The organism is Nocardioides sp. GY 10127 (assembly GCF_004919085.1).
Taxonomy (GTDB): Bacteria; Actinomycetota; Actinomycetes; order Propionibacteriales; family Nocardioidaceae; genus Nocardioides.
Window position 1 is genome coordinate 642,811 of sequence record NZ_STGL01000003.1, and the last position, 22,318, is coordinate 665,128.

The 22,318-nt window shown below is 72.5% G+C and carries 17 protein-coding genes and 1 riboswitch; of the genes, 1 reads left to right on the top strand and 16 read right to left on the bottom strand.

Features of this window, described 5'->3' with window-relative positions; genetic code table 11:
- Positions 1 to 319: 319 nt before the first annotated feature.
- From E8D37_RS06540 to E8D37_RS06580, 9 genes are all read right to left on the bottom strand, one after another.
- The gene (locus tag E8D37_RS06540; protein WP_136568926.1) at positions 320 to 2,245 is read right to left on the bottom strand and encodes a glycosyl hydrolase; all 1,926 of its coding nucleotides are present in this window, start codon (positions 2,243 to 2,245) and stop codon (positions 320 to 322) included.
- A 113-nt stretch (positions 2,246 to 2,358) separates the two neighbouring features.
- On the bottom strand, positions 2,359 to 3,948 hold the full coding sequence (locus E8D37_RS06545) for a glucoamylase family protein (protein ID WP_136568927.1): 1,590 nt from the start codon (positions 3,946 to 3,948) through the stop codon (positions 2,359 to 2,361).
- A 34-nt stretch (positions 3,949 to 3,982) separates the two neighbouring features.
- Positions 3,983 to 4,882: a carbohydrate ABC transporter permease gene (locus E8D37_RS06550; RefSeq protein ID WP_136568928.1), complete on the bottom strand. Its 900-nt coding sequence runs from the start codon at positions 4,880 to 4,882 to the stop codon at positions 3,983 to 3,985.
- A gap of 5 nt (positions 4,883 to 4,887) precedes the next feature.
- Positions 4,888 to 5,979: a sugar ABC transporter permease gene (locus tag E8D37_RS06555; RefSeq protein ID WP_136568929.1), complete on the bottom strand. Its 1,092-nt coding sequence runs from the start codon at positions 5,977 to 5,979 to the stop codon at positions 4,888 to 4,890.
- Positions 5,980 to 6,037: 58 nt separating this feature from the next.
- Positions 6,038 to 7,405 (bottom strand): sugar ABC transporter substrate-binding protein, encoded by a 1,368-nt coding sequence (locus E8D37_RS06560; RefSeq protein ID WP_136568930.1) that lies wholly within the window; start codon positions 7,403 to 7,405, stop codon positions 6,038 to 6,040.
- Entirely contained in the window at positions 7,402 to 8,415 is a 1,014-nt protein-coding gene (locus E8D37_RS06565) for a LacI family DNA-binding transcriptional regulator (RefSeq protein ID WP_136568931.1), read from the bottom strand. Before E8D37_RS06565 ends, E8D37_RS06560 begins: the two co-directional genes overlap by 4 nt.
- A 787-nt stretch (positions 8,416 to 9,202) precedes the next feature.
- Positions 9,203 to 9,715: a DUF4234 domain-containing protein gene (locus tag E8D37_RS06570; RefSeq protein WP_206055593.1), complete on the bottom strand. Its 513-nt coding sequence runs from the start codon at positions 9,713 to 9,715 to the stop codon at positions 9,203 to 9,205.
- 136 nt (positions 9,716 to 9,851) lie between these two features.
- Positions 9,852 to 11,243, bottom strand: coding sequence for a hypothetical protein (locus E8D37_RS06575; RefSeq protein WP_136568932.1), 1,392 nt, complete (start codon positions 11,241 to 11,243; stop codon positions 9,852 to 9,854).
- Positions 11,244 to 11,352: 109 nt separating this feature from the next.
- Positions 11,353 to 11,769 (bottom strand): hypothetical protein, encoded by a 417-nt coding sequence (locus E8D37_RS06580; protein WP_136568933.1) that lies wholly within the window; start codon positions 11,767 to 11,769, stop codon positions 11,353 to 11,355.
- A gap of 35 nt (positions 11,770 to 11,804) precedes the next feature.
- Positions 11,805 to 11,918, bottom strand: a riboswitch (SAM riboswitch).
- A 183-nt stretch (positions 11,919 to 12,101) separates the two neighbouring features.
- Between E8D37_RS06580 and E8D37_RS06585 the strand changes: the two genes are divergently transcribed.
- Positions 12,102 to 14,243 carry a 3'-5' exonuclease gene (locus tag E8D37_RS06585; protein ID WP_136568934.1) on the top strand — a complete coding sequence of 714 codons (2,142 nt, stop codon included), beginning with the start codon at positions 12,102 to 12,104 and terminating at the stop codon, positions 14,241 to 14,243.
- On the opposite strand, the gene E8D37_RS06590 is transcribed toward E8D37_RS06585, so the two are convergent.
- The 7 genes from E8D37_RS06590 to E8D37_RS06620 all read right to left on the bottom strand — a co-directional run bounded on the left by E8D37_RS06590 (position 14,194) and on the right by E8D37_RS06620 (position 22,317).
- A complete protein-coding gene (locus E8D37_RS06590) occupies positions 14,194 to 15,849 on the bottom strand; it encodes an NERD domain-containing protein (RefSeq protein ID WP_206055594.1) in 1,656 nt (551 codons plus the stop codon). The two genes, E8D37_RS06585 and E8D37_RS06590, sit on opposite strands and share 50 nt — an antisense overlap.
- A gap of 77 nt (positions 15,850 to 15,926) precedes the next feature.
- Positions 15,927 to 16,559 (bottom strand): DUF4230 domain-containing protein, encoded by a 633-nt coding sequence (locus tag E8D37_RS06595; protein ID WP_136568935.1) that lies wholly within the window; start codon positions 16,557 to 16,559, stop codon positions 15,927 to 15,929.
- A 125-nt stretch (positions 16,560 to 16,684) separates the two neighbouring features.
- Complete coding sequence (locus E8D37_RS06600) at positions 16,685 to 18,007, bottom strand: hypothetical protein (protein WP_136568936.1); 1,323 nt, start codon at positions 18,005 to 18,007, stop codon at positions 16,685 to 16,687.
- 108 nt (positions 18,008 to 18,115) lie between these two features.
- Positions 18,116 to 19,603 carry an ADP-ribosylglycohydrolase family protein gene (locus tag E8D37_RS06605; RefSeq protein WP_136568937.1) on the bottom strand — a complete coding sequence of 496 codons (1,488 nt, stop codon included), beginning with the start codon at positions 19,601 to 19,603 and terminating at the stop codon, positions 18,116 to 18,118.
- A 15-nt stretch (positions 19,604 to 19,618) separates the two neighbouring features.
- Positions 19,619 to 20,500 carry a DUF6569 family protein gene (locus E8D37_RS06610; RefSeq protein WP_136568938.1) on the bottom strand — a complete coding sequence of 294 codons (882 nt, stop codon included), beginning with the start codon at positions 20,498 to 20,500 and terminating at the stop codon, positions 19,619 to 19,621.
- Positions 20,501 to 20,596: 96 nt separating this feature from the next.
- Positions 20,597 to 21,298 (bottom strand): hypothetical protein, encoded by a 702-nt coding sequence (locus tag E8D37_RS06615; protein ID WP_136568939.1) that lies wholly within the window; start codon positions 21,296 to 21,298, stop codon positions 20,597 to 20,599.
- 2 nt (positions 21,299 to 21,300) lie between these two features.
- Positions 21,301 to 22,317, bottom strand: coding sequence for a DUF4268 domain-containing protein (locus tag E8D37_RS06620; RefSeq protein WP_136568940.1), 1,017 nt, complete (start codon positions 22,315 to 22,317; stop codon positions 21,301 to 21,303).
- Between the last annotated feature and the right edge of the window lies 1 nt (position 22,318).

The following is a 22,318-nucleotide window of genomic DNA, read 5'->3' on the forward strand; positions in this document are numbered from 1 at the left end:
CGGCTCGGGACGTCATACGAGTCGGTCACTCTCCGGACCGGAACGTATGACGTCCCGCTCCCCCGGCGCGTGACGTCATACGTCTGAGGGGAGGGACGTCCGGTTCGTATGACGTCCCGGGTGTCCCGGGCAGCTGTGGGGAGGTGTGTCAGCAACCGATCGGCGCGTCAAGCACGTTGCTCCGACACCACCAGTCGCCCCCGGGGCAGGACGCGACGAGGCCCGGTCCACCCCGAGACGGTGGACCGGGCCTCGCCCGGGTGGTGCGGCGCGGGGACGACGCTGTCCCCGGTCACCAGGTGCGCCGCACCCCCGACCCTCAGCCCTCGGGGGTGAGGGTGAGCAGCGACATCGACGGCATGGGCAGCTCGGTGGTCACCTCGAGCGAGCCGTCGTCGCCGACGGTGACGCTGCGGGTGGGCTCGAGGTGCTCCAGATGGTCGTGCGCGCGCAGCTCGGACCACTGGGCCTCGGTCGGCCAGGCCTGGTCGGGGTCCTTCATGGCGCCCCAGCGGCCGGTCACGTCCGAGTGGTCCGCGTCGACCCGCTCGTGGCTCAGCGTGTACCGCGCGCCGGGCACCAGGCCGGTGAGCCGCACGGAGGTCTCGCGGGCGAGCGCGGGGTCGCCGGACGCCTTCGTCTGGTCGAGGGTCAGGTTCCACGCCAGGACGCCGAGCACCCCGTCGTCCTGCCTCGCCGCGACCGCCTCCACGAGCGAGCCGCCACCGTCCCCGCCCAGCGTCACGGGGAGGCGGGTGTCGCCGAGCCGCTCCAGCATGGCCAGCGCCCACCAGCGGGGCTTGCGCAGCTCGCCGACGGTCCGCAGGCCGAACCCGCCGTGGGTGAGCTGCTCGGGGCGGCCGAGCTCCTCGAAGTGGTCGGAGACGACCCAGTAGGAGAGCGCCTCGATCCGGTCCATCGCCGAGGCCATGCCGCGCAGCAGGAACGTCCCGGCGAAGACCGCGTCGGAGACCTCGTTGAAGTGGGTGGGGGTGACGCCCCACTCGGTCCACCAGATCGGGGTGCCGCCGCGGCCGTACCGCTCGAGCATCGGCCGGAAGTCCAGCGGCGGGCTGCCGTAGGTGTGGGTGGAGACGAAGTCGACGGGCGAGCCGGTGCGCTCCGCGTGGGCCAGCAGCTCCTCGACCCAGCCGGCGGCGGCCGAGGAGGGCCCGCCCACGACGAGCCGCTGGTCGACGTCGCGCACCGCGGCCGCGGTGACGTCGTAGAGCCGCAGGTACTGCTCCGGCGTCCCGGACCAGAAGACCTCGAGGTTCGCCTCGTTCCACACCTCGAACGACCAGTCGGTGACGACCTCCTCGCCGTAGCGCTCCAGCAGGTGCGCGGTGAGGTCGCGGACCAGTTGGTACCAGCGGTCCCAGCTCTTCGGCGGGGAGATGATCGCGTCGTAGTCGAAGACCGTCTTGTCCGGGTCGGTGGCCAGGTCGCGCGGCATGAAGCTGATCTCGACGACCGGCTTCAGGCCCAGGGAGAGGATGTGGTCGTAGACCCGGTCGACGCCGGTGAAGTCGTGCACCGGCTCCCCGTCGACCTCGCGGTAGACCGCGTTGTCGTCGCAGAGGATGCCGTGGGCGCGGACGGTGCGGACCCCCAGCTCGTCGTGCGCCGCCTTGAGCGCGGACGAGAGCTCGCCGCCGATGGAGCGGCCGCCCGTGGTGTCGGTGGAGAGGGCGTGCGAGAGGTGCTCGGCGCCGATCATCGGGCGCCACGGCCGGGCCAGCGGACCGGCGTCCCCGCCGGCGTCCACCTCGACCGTGGTGAGCGAGACCGGAGCCGCCAGCGGCGCGGCGGTCACCGCGGCGCTGCGCGGGCCCTCCACGTGGACGTCGGACAGGCTGGTCACCGCGTACCAGCGGGTCTCCCCGGGGGTGCCGGTGGTGTCGACGTAGGGCGGGTGGGGCACGGCGAGGACGTCGCGGCCGGCGTGGTCGAGCGGGCCCCACGGGCCGTCGGGCGAGTCGGCGACGTGGACCTGGTAGCCGATGGCGCCGTCCACGAGGTCCCAGGTCAGGCTCACCTGGTGGCCGCCGGGGGTGGCGGCGAGGCCGGTGGGCGGGTCCAGGCGCGGGGCGTTGCCGCCGAACGCGGTGCCCGAGGCCTGGCCGATCCGGGCCTCCCAGTCGGCGCGGGCGTCCGCGCGGCCGTCGGTGCGGGTGGACTCGGTGCTGGGTCCGGTGCTGCGTCCGGTGCTGCGTCCGGTGGTCGGGTTCTGCGTGCTGGTCATGAGGGGGTTGCTCCTGTTCCGGGGAGGGTCAGGGTCTTTCTCGGGCAGGTCGTGTGCCTGGGCGGGCGCTCAGGGCGGCGTCCAGGCACACGACCTCGGAGGGCGTGCGGGTCTCACTCCTCGCGGGGCGCGGAGGCGAACACCTCCTGGCGCATGAGCGGTTCGAGCGCGTCGCGCATCTGGCGGGTGGCCGCGTAGCCGCGGACGTCGTCACCGTCGAGGGCGTTGCCGAGGGCGGCCATGATCATCCCCTGGTCCAGCGAGAGGTACTCGTGGGCGACCCGGCCCGACTGCGTGGCGACCGCGTCGTAGAAGCCGCCCTCGCCGTAGGCGTCGAAGTGGGTGCGGATCTTGCGCAGGTTGGCCAGCGCGGCGCCCGGCTTGTAGCGCAGGGCCAGGAAGGACGCGTGGGGCGTGACCACGCCGTCGCCGTACTCCCCGGAGACGCCGGTGCCGTCGTGGCAGCCCTCGTAGGCCTGGTCGACGGTGGTGCGCTCCTCGTCGGAGGTGTAGCCGGGGCCGTCCATGCCGAGCTGGTCCACGCCGTACTCGCGGTAGCCGCCGGCCGGGTCGTCCGACGGGCTGAAGCCCCAGTAGCCGTACCCGGCCTCGTCGAGGCCGTGCTCGATCTGGGCCTGCACGTAGAGCGGGTGGTTGACGCCCCACGAGCGGGGGCCCCACGTCTCCTCCGGCACGAACAGGGGCACCATGAGCGCCTCGAACATGGACCCGCCCCACGTCGGCACGATGTCCATCCCGCGGTAGGGCAGCGCGCCCTCGAAGACGCGCTCGCCGTCGTAGGTCTTCCACTCGCCGACGGCCCGGGTCTCGGTCCAGTCGTAGTCGCAGCCCTCGTTGGGGAACGTGCGGGCCATGCCCCAGTAGTGGCGGGCCGGGATCTGGCCGGCCGCGATGCCCAGGTAGGACGCCATCCGCGGCTCGGTGTTGAACGCGCCGTAGTGGTGGCCGGTGTACCAGACGTCGGTGCCCATGCCGCAGTAGTCGCCCGTGACGGCGGCGCCATCCTGCGGGTCGGTCTCCCAGAACCCGCCGCGCAGCTGGTTCTCGGCCGGGTCGTAGAAGCAGCCGAAGTTCATCTGCGTGCGCAGGGCGTGGGCCTCGTCGTGCAGCGCCGGGACGGCGTTCTCGGCGACCAGCAGGCCCGTGGCGAGCCAGCCGTTGTCGACGGAGGAGAGGAACTGCTTGACCTGGCTGCCGTCGTCGGGCCACGTGGTCACGCGGTCGCCGGTGGCGGGGTCGTACCAGTTGTAGAACATCCCGGACGCCTCGTGCCGGTCGAGCCGCGAGAGCGTGTCGAGGGTCTGGCCGATCCGCTGCCGCGCCTCGGCGTCGGTGATCAGGCCCGAGTCGCGGGCGACCACCGTCGACCACAGGTAGGCGCCGATGTTGGTCGGCGAGGTGTAGGACGACCGGCTCGACGCGGTCAGGTCGCCGCCGATGTTGTCGGCGGGCAGGCCGGTGGCCGGGTCGACCATGGCCTCGAACGAGTGCCAGGTGTCGGTCACGTAGCGCTGCAGCACCGCCTTGCGGGCGGTCGGGAAGCCGGCGTCCTGCTGGGAGGTCGTCACGCCGGCGGTGCCGGCGCTGGTGGCGGGCGCGGCGGTGGCCGCGGCGTGGACGGGGAGCGTGAGGGCGAGCGCCGAGAGCGCGCCCAGGATCGGTGTGCGCACCGAGCTGCGCATGAGGACTCCTGAGGTAGGTGGAAGGGGGGTCAGGTCACTTGATGCCGGTGCTCGCGACGCCCTGCATGATGTGGCGCTGCAGGACGAGGAAGACGGCGAGCACGGGCAGCACGACGACGACGGCACCGGCGATGAGCAGGCCGTAGTCGGTGGAGTTCTGGCCCACGGCGTAGAGCGCGAGGGCGACGGGGAGCGTGTACTTGTCCTCGCTGGTGGCCACGACGAGCGGCCAGAGGAAGTTGTTCCAGGACGAGAGGAACGTGAGCACGCCCAGGGTGGCCAGCGCCGGCCCGCACAGGGGCAGGACGACGGAGAAGAAGATCCGCAGCTCGCCGGCGCCGTCGACGCGGGCGGCCTGGATCAGCTCGTCGGGGATCGAGAGGATGTACTGCCGCATGAGGAAGACCCCGAACGGGCCGGCCATGAACGGCAGGATCATCGCCGGCAGCGTGTTGGTGAGGCCGAGGTTCGTGGTGAGCACGAACAGGGGCACGAAGGTCACCACGCCGGGGACCATGAGGGTGCCCACGACCAGCGCGAACAGGACGTTGCGGCCGCGGAACTCCAGCTTCGCCAGCGCGTAGCCGAGCATCGAGCAGAAGACCATGTTGCCGGCCATCGTCCCGAGGCTGACCAGCGCGGAGTTGAGGAAGAACCGCGGGAAGTCGAGGTCGGTGAAGAGCGCCTCGTAGTTGCTGAGGGTGAGGGCGTGCGGGAGCAGCGTCGGCGGCACCTGGCGCAGCTCGCTGTTGGGCTTGACCGAGGAGACGATCATCCAGAGGAACGGGACGACGACCAGGAACAGCCCGGCGACCATGACGGCGTAGAGCCAGGCCGGGGTGCGCAGGCGGGCGTCGTCGCGGCCGCCCGGCCGGCGTCCCTTCTTCTTGTTCCCTTGCTCCTCGTGCGAGGTGGGTGCGGTGAGGGTGGCCATGCGGATCAGTCCTTCGAGCGCAGCAGCCGGAACTGCAGCAGGGTCAGCAGCACGATGGCGAGGAAGAGCAGGTAGCTCGCGGCGGCCGCGAGGCCGTAGTTGCCGAACCCGAACTGGTCGTAGGTGTAGTAGCTGATGGACCGGGTCGAGTCGAGCGGGCCGCCGGACGTCATCACGAAGGCCTCCTCGAAGAACTGCAGGTAGCCGATGCCGGTGATGACGGCGCCGAACAGGATCGTCGGGCGCAGCATCGGCAGGGTGACGTGCCGGAAGCGGGCCCACGCACCGGCGCCGTCGGACTCGGCGGCCTCGGTGATCTCGGTGGGCACGGTCTGGAGGGCCGCCAGGAAGATGACGGTCATGGTGCCGAAGTTGCGCCACACGGCCATGACGACCAGGGACGGCAGCGCGAGGTGGGTGTCGTCGAGCCACGCCTGGCCGGGCAGGCCCACCGCCTCGAGCGCGGAGTTCACCAGGCCGCCGTTCTCGCGCAGGAGGAACTTCCACACCACCGAGACCGCGACGATCGAGGTGACGACCGGCAGGTAGAAGCCCACTCGGAAGAAGCCCTTGAACCGCGTGACCCGGTTGAGGCCGACCGCCACCGCCATCGCCACCACCAGCGTGAGCGGGACGCCCAGCAGCAGGTAGAGCAGCGTGTTGAGGGCGACCTTGCGGAACAGCTCGTCGCCGAGCAGGCGCGTGTAGTTCTCCAGGCCGACGAACGAGACCGCGAGCGGGTGCCGGGCGTCGGTGGAGCGGATGTCGGTGAAGCTCATCCCCAGGCTGGCCAGCACCGGGCCGGCGGTGAAGACGAGGAACACCGCCATGAACGGGACGGCGAGCACCCAGGCCGCGACGGTCTGGGACCGGGCCGTGGGGTCGTGGCGGCGCCGGGGCCTGCCCTGCCGGCCCTTGCTGCCCTGCGCTTCAGCCGTCCCCGTCCCCCCGGCGCCGGTGGCGCGCGGGAGGTCGAGGGCTTCGGGCGAGGGGTGCGGGGACGTGGCGCCGGACCGGCCGGGCGTCTTGTCTTTGCCGTCGTTGCCGTCGTTGCTGTTGTCGTTGCTGGTGGGGCGTGGTGCGTGCGTGGAGGACATCGTCGTCATCTCCCTGCTGGTGGCTACGGAGCCGGGGTGGGTGCCCGAGGCGACTGCCTCAGAGACCCGTCCCGACGCTGGAGGCCTCGGACTGCATCTCCTCGACGGCCTGGTCGACGTCCTCGAGCCCCTTGGTGGTGCGCTCGACGCGGCCGTCGATCACGTCCGCGACCTGCTCCCAGGTGGGGACGGCCGGCGGCGAGACGGCGCGGTCGAGCTGGTCTCCGAACACGGCGAGCTGCTCGTCGTCCGCGAGGTCCCCGGACTTCCACGCGGTGGAGTTGGCGGGGAGGTCGCCGACGGTGTCGTAGAAGTCCTGCTGGACGTCGGGCTGCTCGAGCCAGCGGACGAGCTTCCAGGCGCCGTCGGGGTTCTCGGCGTCGGTGAGGACGGCCAGGTTGCCGCCGCCGACGAAGCTCGAGCCGGGGCCGTCGGGGCCGGGGATGGGGGCGACGGCGTAGTCGGACGGGTCGACGCCGGCGTCCTCGACGAGGGCGGCGTGCCACGGGCCGGAGACGAACGAGCCGTAGGTGCCGTCGGCGAAGCCGGACTCCAGCTCGCCGGCGTCCATGACGTGCGTCTGGGCGAGGCCGTCGGTGAAGAAGGAGGAGTAGTAGTCCAGGGACTCCTTCATGGCGTCGGAGTCGAGGGTCCACTCGGTGCCGTCGTCGTTGGCGAGCTCGGCGCCGTCGGACCAGGCGAACGGCAGGAACGTCTGCCACGAGCCGGTCTGGCCGGGCTGGAGGCTGATGCCGTAGTCGACGCCGGCCTTGGTCTGGAGGTCGGAGGCGAACTGCTTGAGCTCGTCCCACGTCTGCGGCGGGGAGGTCCACCCGGCCTTCTTGGCCAGGTCGGAGCGGTAGTAGAGGACGCGGGTCTCGACGTACCAGGGGACGCCGTACTGGGTGCCGCCCACCTGGTTGCCCTCCCAGGCGCCGGTGAAGAAGTCGCCGGAGTCCACGAGGCCCTCCGGGGTCGGCATGAGGCCGCCCGAGGCGCCGAACTCGCCCATCCAGGTCGAGCCGACGAGCGTGACGTCCGGACCCTGGCCGGACGTGATGGCGCCCTGGATCTTGTCGTGGGCGGAGTCCCACGGGATCGCGGTGACCTCGACGTCCGCGTCGGGGTTCTCCTTCTCGAAGGCCTGGGTGAAGTCGTCGAGGGCCTCGCCCTCGGCGCCCATCGCCCACACCTCGATCGTGCCGGTGGCCGGGCTGTCGTCGATGGCGTCGGACTGGGCCTCGCCGCCGGCGCTGGTCGCGTCGCGCCCGCAGGCGGCGAGGCTGCTCAGCGTCAGGCCGGCGAGGGTGAGGGCGACGAGCGTCCGCCTCCTGTTCCTGCTGGTGCTCTTGCTGGTGCTCCGGGTGGTCTTGGTGGGGCTCTGCGTGGGGCTGGTGCCGGGCGTCGTCGGCCGGTGCGTTGTCATGCGTGGTCCTTCCCGAGGAGGGTGCTGCTGGTGCGCACGACGAGCTCGGTCTCGAGCACCTCGTGCCGGGGGGTCGTCCGGGTGCCGGCCAAGCGCTCCTCGAGCAGCCGGGCGGCGGTGGCACCGAGCTCGCGCACGGGCTGGCGGACGGTCGTGAGTCCGGCCCAACGGGCCGCCATCACGTCGTCCCAGCCGGTGACGCGGACCTCGCCGTCCCGCCCCGCCTCGGTGAGGCGGGTGAGGACGCCGAGGGCGAGCTCGTCGTTGGCGCAGACGAGGGCGTCGGGCAGCGTGCCCGGCTCCCCGCCGTGGGTGGGCTGCGCGAGCAGCGCGTCGGCCGCGGCGCGGCCGTGGGTCTCGTCGAGGTCGTCGACGGGGTGGATCGTGAGGGTCGTGGGCTCCGGGCTCGCCTCCAGCGCCTGCCGGACCGCGGCCAGGCGGTCGGCGACGTCGGGGCTGGTGCTCGGGTCGCCGACGAAGACGAGGTGGCGGGCGCCGTCCTCGAGCAGGTGGCGGACCAGCGCGTGACCGCTCGCCGTGGCGGCGGTGCTCACGGAGTCCTGCTCCGGGCTGGTCGGGCGAGCCACCAGGACCAGCGGGACGTGCTGGCGGGCGAGGTCGCGCAGCAGCGCGTCGGGGATCGCCGGCCCGAGCACGACCAGGCCGTCGCAGCGTCCCGCCATCTCGGTGACCTGCTTCTCGACGTCCGCGCGGCCCCGGGTGGAGCAGATGAGGACGGAGCGGCCCACCTCGGCGGCGACGGACTCGTACCCCATCACCACGTCGGCGTAGTACGGGCCGGAGAGGTCGGGGAAGACGACGCCGGCCGCCGCGTGCCGGCGCTCGGCGAGCTGGCGGCCGAGGTGACTGGGGCGGAACGCGAGCCGCTCGGCGGTCGCGAGCACCTTGGCGCGGGTGTCGGGCTTGACCACGTCGGGGTCGCGCAGCGTGCGGCTGACCGTCGCGATGGACACGCCTGCCTCGCGGGCGACGTCGCGGATCGTGGCCACCGGCTGCTCCTCTCGTGGATGTAACCGGTATCTGTAACCGGTTACAAGGTGCGGACAGGTGGCACCTTGCCGGACCAGACCACCTGTGTCAACCGTCACACCTGACGCTGTGCGGACTCTCCTGCCCGCTCAGCGGACGCCTCTACTCACCCCTCCGGGTGGCGCGGGTGTTCACCGACCCGCTGGTGTCGTGGTGCTCGGCGGGGCTGCGGTTGTGCTGCCCGGACTTGTTGCTCGACTGGTGGGAGCTCGGGACGTCATACGAAACGACCCTGCTTCTGACCAGGGCGTATGACGTCCCGCTCCCCCGGCGTGGGACGTCATACGCCTGAGGGGAGGGACGTCCGGTTCGCATGACGTCCCCTGCGCTGGGGTGGCCGCGGGCAGCTGTGGGCGGTGCGTCAGCAACCGAATCCGACGTCAGGCGGGTTGCTCCGACACCGCGGATCGCCGCGGCGGGCATGGGCGGTGCGTCAGCAACCGACTCAGGCGTCGCGTCGGTTGCTCCGACACCGCCGGTGGCCGCGGGCAGCTGTGGGCGGTGGCCCAGCAACCGATCCGCACGCCAGCTGGGTTGCTCCGACACCGCCAGTCGGCGCGAGAGGGTGGCCGGGTCATGAACCCAGCACGGGACGGGCGGGCTCGCGGCATCACCGCTCAGCGAACAGATCCGCCCGGTCGGACGCGTGGGATTCGTCGAGACGGACGCAACTCGGGCCCGGGACGCCACCGTCACCGGGCACGCACACAGGCCCGCCGGACGTCCGTCCGGCGGGCCGCATTTGCCTCAGCGAGGAGTCGCCGACGCCCAGTACGCGTTGAGGGCGCTGTTGGTCTTGACGAACCACACGATCCAGCCGACGAGGCACCAGCCCAGCAGCAGGACCCAGAGGCCGCTGGCCCCGCTGACCGGCGGCACCTGGCCGCGACGGCTGTAGAGGCCACCCACCTCGCTGGAGGAGATGAACGGCGAGACGATCCCGAAGAAGAAAGCGATGAGGAGCGCGACGCCGCCGCCGAGGCCCTGGCCGGAGTGACGCTTCATCTCGGCGCTGGTGGCGTAGTACCAGTACAGCGAGTAGATGCCGAGCGTGACGATCGACAGCAGGAAGGCCACACCGGTGCTGCGCTGCTTGCCGACCGGGCCGAGGGTCATGGCGGGGGCGTACGCGGTGGCGGGCTGCAGACCCACCGGCGGCGCGGGGACGGCAGGTGCCATCGGCGGGGCGACGGGAGGGGCCGGCACGGGGGCCGGCGCCGAGGCGGTCGGCTCGGGAGCCGAGGACGTCTGGTCAGTCATGGGTGCTCCTGAGGTAGAGGGCGTATCGGACCTTGCGGGCCGGCGAGCGGAACGTACGTCATCCAGGTCACAGGCGTCAGGCTTTCGACGACTTCGGACCAGCCGGGCCCGATTCAGGGATCGGGTCGGCGTGGGGCTAGACGGCGTGTCCGCGGGGCGGGTCCCCGTCGGCGCCGTCGTCGAGCGGCGGGTCACCGGCGAAGAGTCCGTCCTGGTCGGCGGGGCCGTCGAGGAGGGAGAGCTGCTGGCTCCGGTCGCGTCGGCTCGAGCGCGGCTTCTCGGACGACGGTCGGACCTGCCGGTCGAGCGCGTCGTGGAGCCCGCGGCGCAGTGCAGCCACGACCGTCTCCGGGGCGATCGACGCCGTGCTGCCTCGGCCGGTGCGCAGCAGCACGATGGCCTGGATCAGCCGCCGCCGGTCGTCCTCGAACAGCGCCGCGACGTGGCGCGGGGGCAGGTCGGCGTCCTGGAGGAGCTCGACGAGTGCCGTGATGCCCGGGTCCTGCTCGCGGAGCACACGGACCTCGCGGGCCTCCCCGGCGTCCTGCTCCGGCGGTCCGGCGTGGGAGCCCGCCGCCTCGGCACTCTCCTCGGAGCGCTCCTGCGGCTCCGTGTCGGCCGCAGCGGGGACGCTGGACGCCGGCTCCCGGAACAGTCGCCCGCCGTATTGCGCCGCGACCTCGTCGGCGACGGCCTGGGCCTCGCGGTCGAACCGGTCGACCCAGAAGGTGAGGTGCTGGGTGGTGAACGGGTCCGCGGGGATCTCGGCGCGGGCCTCGAGCGTCGCTCCGAGCAGCGAGAGGCTGACGAAGGGCAGCCGCGCCGCGACGTCCGCGAGGTCCCGCTTCAGCCCGCGGGTGTCGACCACGTCGAGCACCAGGTACGAGACCAGGTGGACGATCGGCCGCGTCTCGTCGGGGCTCACGAAGACCACGCCGTCGCCGGTGGGCACGGGGAAGGCACCCAGGCGGTTGAGGGGCGGCGCGCTCCCCCACACCGACGCGAGGGCTGACCCGATCAGGCTGCGGAGGTGCTCCGGACCTGCGGGGATCGTGGGCGGCGGCGCCGCGGGGAGGGGCGAGACGTCGGGCTCGTCCGACTGGAGACCCTCGAGGTCCAGGCGGTCGCTGGTGAGGAACGCCGGGTGGAGCACGCCGTGCACCTCGTGCAGGGCGCGAACCACCATGTCGGCGACCCGCTCCACGTCCGCGGACGTGAGGTCGATCCAGTGGTTCTCGGTGCCGGCGGATTCGTCCGGGTCGCGGAAGCCCAGGTCGGCCAGCGCCGCTCGCTGGGCGTCGTCCAGTCGGTGGCTGTCCGCGAGGTAGTGGTTGCTCACCACCTCGCACCGCAGCCGGCCACCCGGGAGCACGAGCACCTGCGCGTAGGGCCCCACCCCGCCGTCCGGGTGGTGCTCCACCTCCAGCAGGAGCAGCTCACCCTGCGTCCCGCTCACCATGGCCAGCGCCTGCGCCAGCCGGGTGCGCAGCTCGTGCCACGCACCCTCGTCCTCGACCCCGTCGGGCACCCTCACCTCTTCCCTCGGGCGGACCCTCCACCCGATGTCAGGGACCGTAGACACCGGCACCGACAGCGGCGGTCCGATGGTCGAGACCACCGCTGTCGACGCCGTCGGCTCAGGGCATCCGAGGCCCGGTGTCACCGTCCGGGTCGAACGGCAGCGCCGGGCTCCACTTGCCGTCCACCTTCAGGGGCGCCCCCGGAGAGGGCACCTGGAGCGACGGGACGTCGCCGTGGACCAGTCGCACGTTCAGCACGATCCCGGGCCAGCCCAGGAGGTGCGCCGTGCGGTGGTAGCGCGCGGCGTGACCGGGCACGACGAATCCGTCGAACGGATGGTGGTGCCACAGCACCGCTCGCTCACCGGCGAGCGACGCGATCCGCAGCGCGTAGCCCTCGACCTCCTCGACGAGGACGTCGACCCAGTCGTCGAGCTCGACGACGGCGAAGACCTGCTGGTGCAGGGTGGGGAAGTGACCCGGCTCCATCGACACCGGGTCGCCGGGCTCGGGGTACATCGGGCAGCAGCCCATGACGGTTCTCCTTCGAGGTCTGGGACCTCGACGAGGCCCCGCGTTGCCTCCGCCGGACGGCGGACGCCGGCTCTTCCTCCGGGGGCACCTTGCGCGGGGGCAGGTAGCCGAGCGACCAGCCGGAGGGCTTGTGGTCGCTGCTCGTGAGCCAGTGACGAACCTAGAGGACGCCGCCGACAGCGGCGCCGGAGTCGAGCGGTGGCGGCCGTTGAGACCAGTCCGCGGGGAGTCCCGCCCATACCGAGATCGAGGGATCTTTACCTTCCGCTCAGACCGCCGGGGCCGCGGGCCGATATCCGTCAGGTCACTACTGTCGCCTGGGAGGAGTCCTCGTGGTTGCTGGAGGCTCGGCCCTGAGGCACGCGGAGGAACTGGCGGCGGAGGCTGCCGACCTCGAAGCGCTCGCGCTCGTGAAGCGGCGTCAGGCGGAGTCCTACCTGCGTGGGGGCGGGGCGGAGAACCGCTTGGGCCCGGTCCTCGCTGCGCTCACCGAGCTGGAGTGGCACGTCCTCGAGGACCGCCGCTGGCCAGGCTCCCGGCGAGCCAACGTCGACTTCGTGATGGTCGGTCCGGGCGGAGTGGTGGTCCTGGACGTCAAGGACTGGCGAGAGCTGGAGGTGCGGGACGGAACGCTGTTCCGCGGGGACGCACGCGAGGACGACGAGGTGGCGAAGATCCGTGCTCTCGCCGACACCTTCGCCGACCACCTGGCCCCCACGGGGCTGACCCGGGCCGCGGTCGGCGCCGCCCTGGTCTTCAGCCGTCACCGCGTCTCGAAGAGGCTCGACGACCTGGCCATCCTGGGCGCGCGCGAGGTGGCCGGCTGGCTCGCGCGTCTGCCGCGTCGCCTGTCCGCCGACCAGGTCTCGGAACTGCTCGCGGCGGTGCAGGACGTGAGCCCGCCGATGCCACCCTCAGCCGACCGAGAGGCCGTCGCGGCTCTGCCCGTCGAGGCGCGGCCCGCCGTCGGCGAGGACGTCGACCCTCCCGGCGACAGCGCGGACGACCTGGGCGCAGCGCTGCTCGACCAGGCGCTGGCTGCGCCGCTGGAGGACTGGATGACCTTCCTCCACCCGGAGCAGAACCGTCTCGTCCAGATCGGTTGGAGCGGGCCTGGTCGTATCCGGGGTCCGGCGGGCACGGGGAAGAGCGTCGTGGCGCTGCACCGTGCGGTCCACCTCGCCCGGCAGCACACCGATCCGGTCCTGTTCGTGAGCTTCGTGAAAACGCTTCCTCAGGTCTTCGAGGGGCTTGCGCAGCGCCTCGCCCCCGAGGTCGCCCAGCGGATCGAATTCACCGGCGTCCACGCCTTCGCACGATCGATCCTGGCCCAGGCGGGAGAGCCGCCCTCGGTCAGCCGACCGGGCGCGGACGCCGCGTTCCGCCGCGCGTGGCGCAGCTGCCCGGAGGCGGCCCTCCTGCTGGACATCGACCCTCGTGAGTCCTACTGGCGCGAGGAGGTCGACCACGTCGTCCGCCCTCGGCGTCTCCCTGGGTTGGACGCCTACCTCGCGCTGAGCCGAGTCGGGCGGGTGACGCCCCTGCGGGCATCGGCGCGGGCGGTGGTGTGGGCCCTGACCCTCGCCTACGAGGAGGAGCTGCGGGCCGAGGACCTGACTGACTTCACGGGCCTGCTGCTGAGCGCCACCGACGTCGTCGGGCGGACGCCGGAGGCTTTCCGGTACTCAGCCGTGGTCGTGGACGAGGTCCAGGACCTCAACCTCGCCGGCATGCGCCTCCTCGCCACGGTCGCGGAGCACGCCCCCGGGTCCCTGCTGCTGGTCGGGGACGGACGGCAGTCCGTGTACCCGGGTGGCTTCTCACTGGCCGAGGCCGACCTGTCGGTGGCTGGACGCGCCGCCGTCCTGACGACCAACTACCGGAACACCCGCCAGGTGCTCGAGCACGCTCACGCCGTCCTGGACGGGGACGTCTTCGAGGACCTCGGTGAGCTCGCCGGCGGGGAGGAGGTCGACGTCGTCCGCGAGGGCCCCGACCCGATCGTCACCCGCGCCAGGAGCAGGCGCGACCTCGAGGCCGGGCTCGCCAGCATCCTGGAGCGCTCGCACGCCCACCGCGGACGCCCCTGGGGCGACTTCGCGGTCCTCACCGAGACGAGGGCAGACACCCACCGGGTGGTGAGGCTTCTCCGCGCGCAGAAGGTCCCCTGCCAGCTGCTCGACTCCTACCGGGGGACGGCGACGAACAAGGTCAAGGTCGGCACCGTCAAGCGCGCCAAGGGGCTGGAGTTCCCCTACGTGTTCCTGCCCTACCTGTCGGAACAGCCCCCGGCGCAGGAACCCGGCGAGCCCGCCGAGAGTCACCGCGAGCGCGTCGACCGGTGGCGCCACGAGCGCTACGTCGGCATGACGAGGGCCAGGGACGGGCTCTGGCTCGGCTACCTGGAGACCGGTGCGGGGGACGTCAGCAGCCCAGCCGCCGCGCGACGTCCTGCCCGGCCACCTCGCGGATGACGGCGGGGTCGCCGACGACGACGAGGACGTGGGTGGCCCTCGACATGCCGACGTAGAGCCGCTCACGGGCGCGGTCGCGCGAGCCGTCCTCGTTCACGCAGAGCACGACGCACGACCGCTCGAGCCCCTTCGACCCGAGCACGTGCCCGTAGAACACGTCGTCGCCGTCCCAGAACGAGCGCCAGTACCCGGTCTTGCCGTGCCGCTCGACCTGCGCCTTCTGCTCCGGGTGGCGCGAGCCGGTGGTGAGGAGGCAGACGCGGGAGGGATCCCAGCCCGTCTCGAGGAGCTCCTCGACGACGTCGTCGGCCAGCCCCAGCGCCTCGGAGGGCGACGCCTCGACGAAGCGGACCTGCGGGCCGTCGCCCCCGAGCGCCTTCATCCGGGACGGCGCGAGCGGCCCGAAGGAGCCCGCAATCTGCCGGGTGTTGCGGAGGTTGTGGTCGAGGACGAGCGGGACCAGCTGGACCGGGGGCGCGCCGAACCGGGCGAACAGGCGCTGGTTCTCGTCCGAGAAGAGGAAGACCCCGCCGTCGGCCTCGTCCCGCAGGCTCTCGAGGATCGCGGCCCACCACGAGTCCGCGAAGTCCTGCGCCTCGTCGACGACGACGCTGTCGAAGCGCTGACCGGGCGGCAGCTGCCGGGCCGCGTCGGCCATGAGGAGCGGCAGCCGCTCCTCCCAGAACTCGCTGGGGGCGTCGTCGGAGAAGGTGAGGCCCCAGGAGCGGGCGAGGTCCTCGAAGGTACCGACGAAGGCCGGGCGGTGCTTGCGGTTCCAGGTGGACGTCACGCGCTTGAGGTACTCGGCGAGGCCGATCGAGTAGCAGAGCAGCGCCACGCGCTCGCTGGGCCGGCCGGCGCTGCCACGTCCCAGCTCCTTGGCCTTCTGCAGGGCCAGGACGGTCTTGCCCGATCCCGCTCCCCCGCGCACCTCGACCCGACGCAACATGCGGGTGACCTGCAGGATCACCATCTGCTCCTGCGTGAGCCGCTCGACCTCGGCCTCACGCTCCTGCGCGCCGGCGTTGACGTCAGGCAGAGGGAGCGAGCGACCCGCGAGGATCTCGGCCAGGATCTCGACGTCGTCGTGGTTCGGCGCGGGCTGGCCGTGGGCGAGGCCCCAGCCGTTGGTGGTGACGCGGTCCGCCAGGTCGTCCTGCTCGTGCTTGTCGTGGAACGCCCAGCGGGGCAGCTCGGGGACGCTGAAGTCGTTGCCGAGGTCCGTGTGCGGCAGGACGACGCCGTGCGCCCACGCGACGTGCCCGCGGCTGCCCCAGCGCGGGTCGTTCTCGACGTACCGCTTGATGGCGTGCTTGGCGTCGCGGGCCTGCTCGACGGGGTAGCAGGGCTCGTCGTGCTCGCCGCGCCTGATCCACCAGCCCGCGCCGTCGTGCCAGACCGAGCCGCCCTTCACCTCGAGGACGACGAAGCCCGCCTCGGGGATCAGCACCACGAGGTCGGCCTCGTGGTCCTTGTCCTCGTCGGTGAGACGGACGTTGGCGAGCACGACGCAGTCGGGCGGCAGCGTGTCGCGCAGCCGCTCCCACACCTGTCGCTCGGAGCCCGTCACGAACGTCGGGTGCTCGGGGATGCAGCGTGCGGTCACGGGGGCCTCCTGGGTCGGCTGGCTAGGGCGCGCTCACCCTAGGGGCGGGTTCCGACACCGGGGACCGAACGCCGTGCCTACTCGTAGGTGACGGTCACGTCCGTGAACCCGAGGGCCTCCAGCAGCCCGGTGAGCATGTCCGTCGTGTTCGTCTCGGCCAGGTCGGTGAGGGAGTCCTCGGCGGCGGCCGCCTCGGCCATCTGGTCGATCGCCTTGACCTGGGCCTCGTGCTCCAGGTCGGACCCGGAGAAGGCGGTGGCGACTCCCTTGTCGTCGTCGGCGACGTAGCTGTCCTCGACGTCCAGGACGGGGTCCGCGAGGGTGGGTGCGGGCAGGGTCAGCGACACGGAGAGCCGGTCGGAGGAGACCGCCACCGCGTCCGGGCCGAGGCCGGAGAAGTCCACGAGAGCGTCCACGTCCCCCTTGCCGACGTAGAGGATGCGCTCGCCGGAGACCCAGGACGGGATGAAGGACGTGTCGTTCTCCAGGTCCACGACGGTCTCGTAGTGGCCGCTGGCGGCGTGGTAGTCGCTCAGGTCGGTCAGGGACTTCAGCACGGACGGCCCCGTGCGGTCGATCGTCGTGGTCTGGAACGGCAGCGCGGGCAGGTTGAACATGCCGGTCACCGAGACCACCACCCACGCCGCACACACCACGGCGAGCACGACCACGATGCCGATGACGGTCTTGAGGAGCTTGAGGATCAGCATGCGTGTCGTCCTGTCTGTGGCGCGCCGGGGGCGACAGGGACACTAGGACGGGGGGTTCCCGCCCAGTCCGGAACCGGTTTTTCTCACCGTTATTGGGTACGGACGTCGCGCGGGTGGTGCAGGCACTAGTCGAGAGGGTCCTCGGCGCCGGCTCCCGCACCCGGGTCGGAGACAGGCTCGTTGACTGGCTCGCGGACACTGTCCCGACCGCGCAGCCGCGGCAGCCTGCCCCGGACCGCGACGGTCGCCCGTTGCGTCTGCGAGACGAGGATGCCGCCGCCCCGGCGCGCACCCGCCACGCCCTCGGCACCGGCGTCGAGGAGGTGGTCCCGGACCTCGCCGGCGGCGGCCGACCACCTCCGAGCCTCGAGCTCGGTATGGCCCGTCTCCAGCCCCAGGAGGTGGTGGAACTCCCCGATCGAGTCGTTGACCCGGCTGCCGGCCTGGAACGTCCGTCGCTGGTCGAACGGGCTCAGCAGGACCTTCTCGTTGGCGAGGTCCGCCGCGTCCGCGATGCGGCCGAGGAGGCGGACGGTGGCCGTGCCGATGTCGGCGACCCGCTTCGCCCGTGCCGCCTCGAGGCCACGTCGGTGCTCGTCGACGGCCTCGGGCTCGGTGTCGAGCACGCGGTCGAGCTCGAGGACGTCGAGGGCCTCCAGCAGCTGGAAGGACCTCGCCAGGACCGCCAGCCACTCCTGGGTCGTCCCGGCCGCGTCCGTGGCCGCGCCCGCCACGTCCGACGCGCGGGTGGCGCGTTCCAGCCGGGCCGCGAGCCCGTCGAGCTGGGCGAGCGCGTAGCCCTGGACCTCCGCGACGGTCGAGGCGAGCACCTGCACCTTGGACCAGGTCGTGGCGTCCACGCGCCCCCGGGCGCGACTGACCGTCACGGCCTCGTCGATCACCATCCCCGCGCCCGTCAGCCGCGCCACCACCGAGTCCTTCTGCGCACGCAGGACGTCGTCCAGCTTCGCGTCGATCCTCTCCAGGTAGTCGGTGATCTCCTCCATGGTCTGGTGCATCGCGAGCTGGGCCATGATGCCCGCGGCACCCGCCAGGAGCGCGGGGTTCGTCAACGCTGTCCCGGGACCCCGGGAGAACTCCACGAACCCCTTGACCCGTCCCTTGTCCCCCTTGAGGACGCCGGTGGACAGCCCGCTCCGCGAGCTCTCGCGGAGGCCGTACTTCTTCACCGCACCCGCGGACTCCTCGGTGAGCTTCACCCACCTGCCAGAGGCGGCGGCCACCTCGGAAGCCGCTTGCGCGGAGGCCGATCCCGTGCCGAGCAGCCGACTCATCCGCCCCAGCCCCAGCTGCGGCGCCGTCGTGGCGACGAGGCCTTCGGACGCGAGGAAGAGCTCGACGTCGGACTCCGACCCGAGCACGGCCAGGCCCCGATCGTCAGCCACCAGCTCGACCTCGTACCGACCCGACCGCTCGCCCTCGTCCATTTGTCCCCCTTCTCCGTCGTCCCGGGTCCGGACCGCCTCGGGGCATCGTCCCCGAACGCTCACCGCACGGCCGGACCCCGCAGTCCCGTGCGCTGGCGCCAACCTACGTCAGGGCGCCGACGACTGGTCCGGAACCACCTCGCCGAGGTCACCCGCCGCGTCCCACACCCGCCCGCGGCCCCGCGCCCCGGGCAGCGCCCGGCGCACGGCCGCGCGCGCGTCCTCCAGCGGGTGCCCGAGCAGGAGCGAGTACGCGACGGCGACGGACGGCGTGCGCTGCTCAGCAGCGACGCAGTGCAGGAAGACCGTGCGCCCCTCGGCCCGCAGACCCTGCACCGCGCGAGCCGCGTCGAGCAGCTCGAGCAGGACGTTGGGGTCGGCCGCGTCGTCCTCGGTGTCGAGGAGCCGGGACTCCACGACCACCTCCGCGCCGTCGAGGCACGCCTGGTCGCGGCCGACCCGGCAGAGCGAGACGACTGCGTCGGCGCCGTGGCCGCGGGTGCCGGCGTTGCCGAGCAGGACGCCCGGGTCGTGCGGGTGAGGCACCGCCGCGAACGGCGCGACCCAGCCGTAGTCGACGTCGTCGGCCAGCGGCCAGCCGCTGCCGTCCGGCTCGCCGCCGCGGACGGTGAGCGTGGCGAGGGCGACCAGGTCGCGCCCGTCGCAGCCGGGCCAGCCGTGCACCGCCCGACGCGACGTCCACGGGACGGCGCTGGCGCCCCAGCGGGCGCCGAGGAGGCCGCCGGCGATGGCGGCCACGGTGTCGGTGTCGTCGCCGATGCGGACGGCGGCGTGCAGCGCGTCCTCGAGGTGGCGCGCCGGCAGCACCGCAGGCACGGGTGTGGCGGTGATGGCGGCGAGCGCGGCCTGGAGCGCGGTGACGGTGAAGCCGTTCGGCGTGAACCTCGCGAGGTCGCCGGTGAGCGCCTCGTCGAGCCACGTGGCCCACTGCGCGCGGCGGCTGTCGGGGAGCAGGTCGAGCCCGGCGGGCACGTCGATGCGGTCCTCCAGCACGGCGACCCGGATCGCCTCGCACCAGAGGACGCAGCTGTCGCCGGCGAGCGGGTCCGCGTGGGTGAGGCGGGCGACGAGCCGGGCAGCGCGGGCGAGGTGGTCGCGGTCGTCGAGGTGGGCGAGGGCGACGGGCGCGGTGCGCATGAGGGCGCCGTTGCCGGCGGAGTGCCGGTGGTCGGCAGCGTAGGCGGCGGCCTCGGTGCTCATCACCTCGGCGACGCTGTCCCCGGGTGCGAGTCGGCGGTGGGTCGAGCGCAGCACGTGGCTCGTCTGGATGCCGATGTCGCGAGGGTCGTCCGCGAGCCACTCGAGGAACCCCTCGGCGATCGCGTCGAGCGCGTCCGCGCTGGTCAGGTCGGCGCCGGCCGCGGCGACGCGGGCGATGGCCATCGCCATCGACGTGTCGTCGCTCCACTCCCCCGGCGCGAACGGCCCGAGGCCGCCGCCCTTCATGACGGCGAGCTCGCCGGGCCCGGGCGGGCTGGAGAACTCGTAGGGGACGCCCAGGGCGTCGCCGCTGGCGGTCGCGAGCAGGACGCCGGCCGCGCGGTCGTGCTGCACGAAGGTGAGTCGCAGGGTCATCGCAGCGCCTTCCGGTCAGGCCATCGGCCGCGTGAGCAGCGGGTGGCGGGGGTTGGTCAGGAGCAGGTGGAGGTCACGGTCCAGGTGGCGCAGGGCCTCGGCGACGACGTGCTCGTGGGCAGCCTCGCACCGGGTACCGACACCGGCCGGGCCGGTCTCCCGCAGCTCCAGCGGCAGGGCGCGTCCGACGAAGCGGCGCGCGCGACGTCCTGGCGTGGGCACCTGCGGGGCCAGGGCGGCGTCCGCGGCCACGGCGGCCAGGAGGGCGGGCAGCTGGACGGCGAGGGTGTCCGGGCTGTCGAAGACCTCGGCGAGGTAGGGCTGCCCGCCGAGCCCGATCAGCACGCCGACCTGCCCGGGCAGGGGCAGGACGTCGGGCACGAGCGCGGCCCGGTCGAGCTCGCTCGCGTCGAGGTGACGGACCAGCGAGCCGGTCTCGTTGCCGGCGCCCGGCAGGCGGCCCGTGTGCCGAGCGACGCGGCCCCACACCTCGGACTGGACGTCGCGGCCTGTGCGGACGGCGTCCCGCACCAGCGGGGTCGCCCGGCGCCCGAGGCTGCGCTGCGCGGACTCGCCGCTCCAGCGTCCTGCCTCGACGCAGGCCACCTCCACCTGCTGACGCTCCCCCGCCGCGATGAGCGTCGAGCGGCGGGCCATCCGGTGCTGCCAGCCGCCCTCGAAGAGCTGCCCGCCGAGCACGAGCGCCGGGCGGGACGCGGTGTTGCCGACGTCCAGGAGCGAGACCTGCGGTCCGTCGGCGAGCTCGCGGACGTCGAGGTGACGCGGGTCCGCGGTGTACTGGACGCTGGTGCCGGCGGGTGCCGGGGTCGCGCTCCACAGGGGGAACACGGTGATCGCGCCGCGGCTGGTGCCGCGACCCACGTGCAGGTCGATCATGGTGGGGCCTCCTTGCCTGCGGCCTCGGTGACCGCATGGCAGAAGGCTGCCGAAACCGCCTCTGACCAGGGGGTTACCCGGGTAACCCCGCCCCCGTCACCGGACCTCGCGCCCGGGCAGCTGGTGGCTCATCCAGAGGTATGAGCCCAGCTGCTCCCAGGTCTGGAGAGCCGGCCCCCAGCGCTCCTTGTTGATCTTCTTCATCACCGCGTTGAGCTGGTTCTTCACCGACTGCTCCGAGGTCCCCAGGTTCTGCGCAGCCGCGGCGGTGATGTTGGCCGGCGTGGGCTCGCGGGTGACCAGGTGGCGGTAGGTGGTCTCGACGACCAGCCGCTGCTTGTCCGTGAGCTCGGCCGCGACGACGGCGTAGCGCGTGCCGACCCGGGGCAGGTCCGACTCGTCGACCTGGTCCCACCGCTGCTCGGCCCCCACCGCCGCGTCCGGCCCGATGACGACGGCGATGGACAGGAAGTCGTCGAGCTCGGGGAAGGTCAGGACGCTGGTGCCGCGCTGGAGCGCGACAGCCGCCCGGCGCGGGTAGAGCTGCTGGCTCATGCTCGAGTAGCGCACGTTCATGCGCGGGCTGGGCCCCACCTGCACGACCCAGCCGAGCTCGTACGGCAGGAACCGGCAGAGCTTCTGCGGTATCCACGAGCTCGGCAGGTGCAGGGCGTAGCCCGGTGTCCGCCCCGCCGACAGCCTTCCGTGCTCCGGCAGGGCCACCCACGGGCCGGGCTTGTACGTCCCCACCCTCACCTGCACGCGTCCCTGGAAGATCACAGCCGCCAGCCCGCTCACCATCACTCGAAGTCGTTCGGGACCGTCATCGGCAGGCCTCCGGTCGACGACACCGCGAACCGCATCCGCTGCTGCACGTCCAGCATCCACCCCTGGACCTCGCCCCAGCTCGACTCGTCCTGGATCTTCGGCCCCTCGAGACGGACCTCCATCCGGGCGCCGGTCTTGCCCGGCACGTGATCGAACAGGAGCGTTCCGGGTCCGAATGCCTCCTGAAGCGCAGGCTGGCGTCGCTCGAGCTCTGACAGCCGATGGCTGTTGACCCTGGCGTCCGTGTGCTGGAAGTAGAGCTCGCTGCGACACCCGAAGGTCGCGTACGAGATGCCCCAGCTCATCGACGTGGTGCCGGCGGGCATGCTCCACCAGTTCTGCGCGGGGGCGGTGGCACTCGTCCACTGCTTCGCCTTGAGTCGCGCCTCGAGCTGCTCCCAGAACCGCTTGTAGAGCGCCTGCACGGAGCTGGGCGAGGTCACTCCGGCCGCAGCGCTGGCGGCCTCCATCTTCGCGATCTTCTCCCAGTCGTTCGGCTTCACGACGAGCTCCATGCGGGGCGCCACCAACCGGTCGTCGCCACGTTCCATCCTCACCACGGACACCGCGATGCCGAAGAACCTGACATCAGGCACGGTGATGTCGTTCAACCATTCCAGAGCGGCCCGGTGCTGCTCCCGGAACCGCTCGGCTATCCACACGACGACCTTGGGGTCAGTGCCCCCGGCGTACGTCATGACCTGGCCCAGGTGCTGGTGGTCCGTGTCTCCGTACTGGTTCTCGACGATCACCTTGTCCTCCGAGCCTGCGACCTGCCCGATCAGGTCCAGGCTGAAGGGCCCCACGGAGTGCTCCTTGGCCGTCAGCTCGACCTCGATCCCAAGTGCCTCTGACAGGAGATCGGCATGGTCGAGCAGCCACGGGGTGAAGCCGCCAGGCTCCGTGGGCCAGGTCTCCTTGATGGAGACGGGCACGAGCCTGGAGATCGTGACGGCTGGCACGTGCCCCGCAGTCCCGTCGTTCGTCATG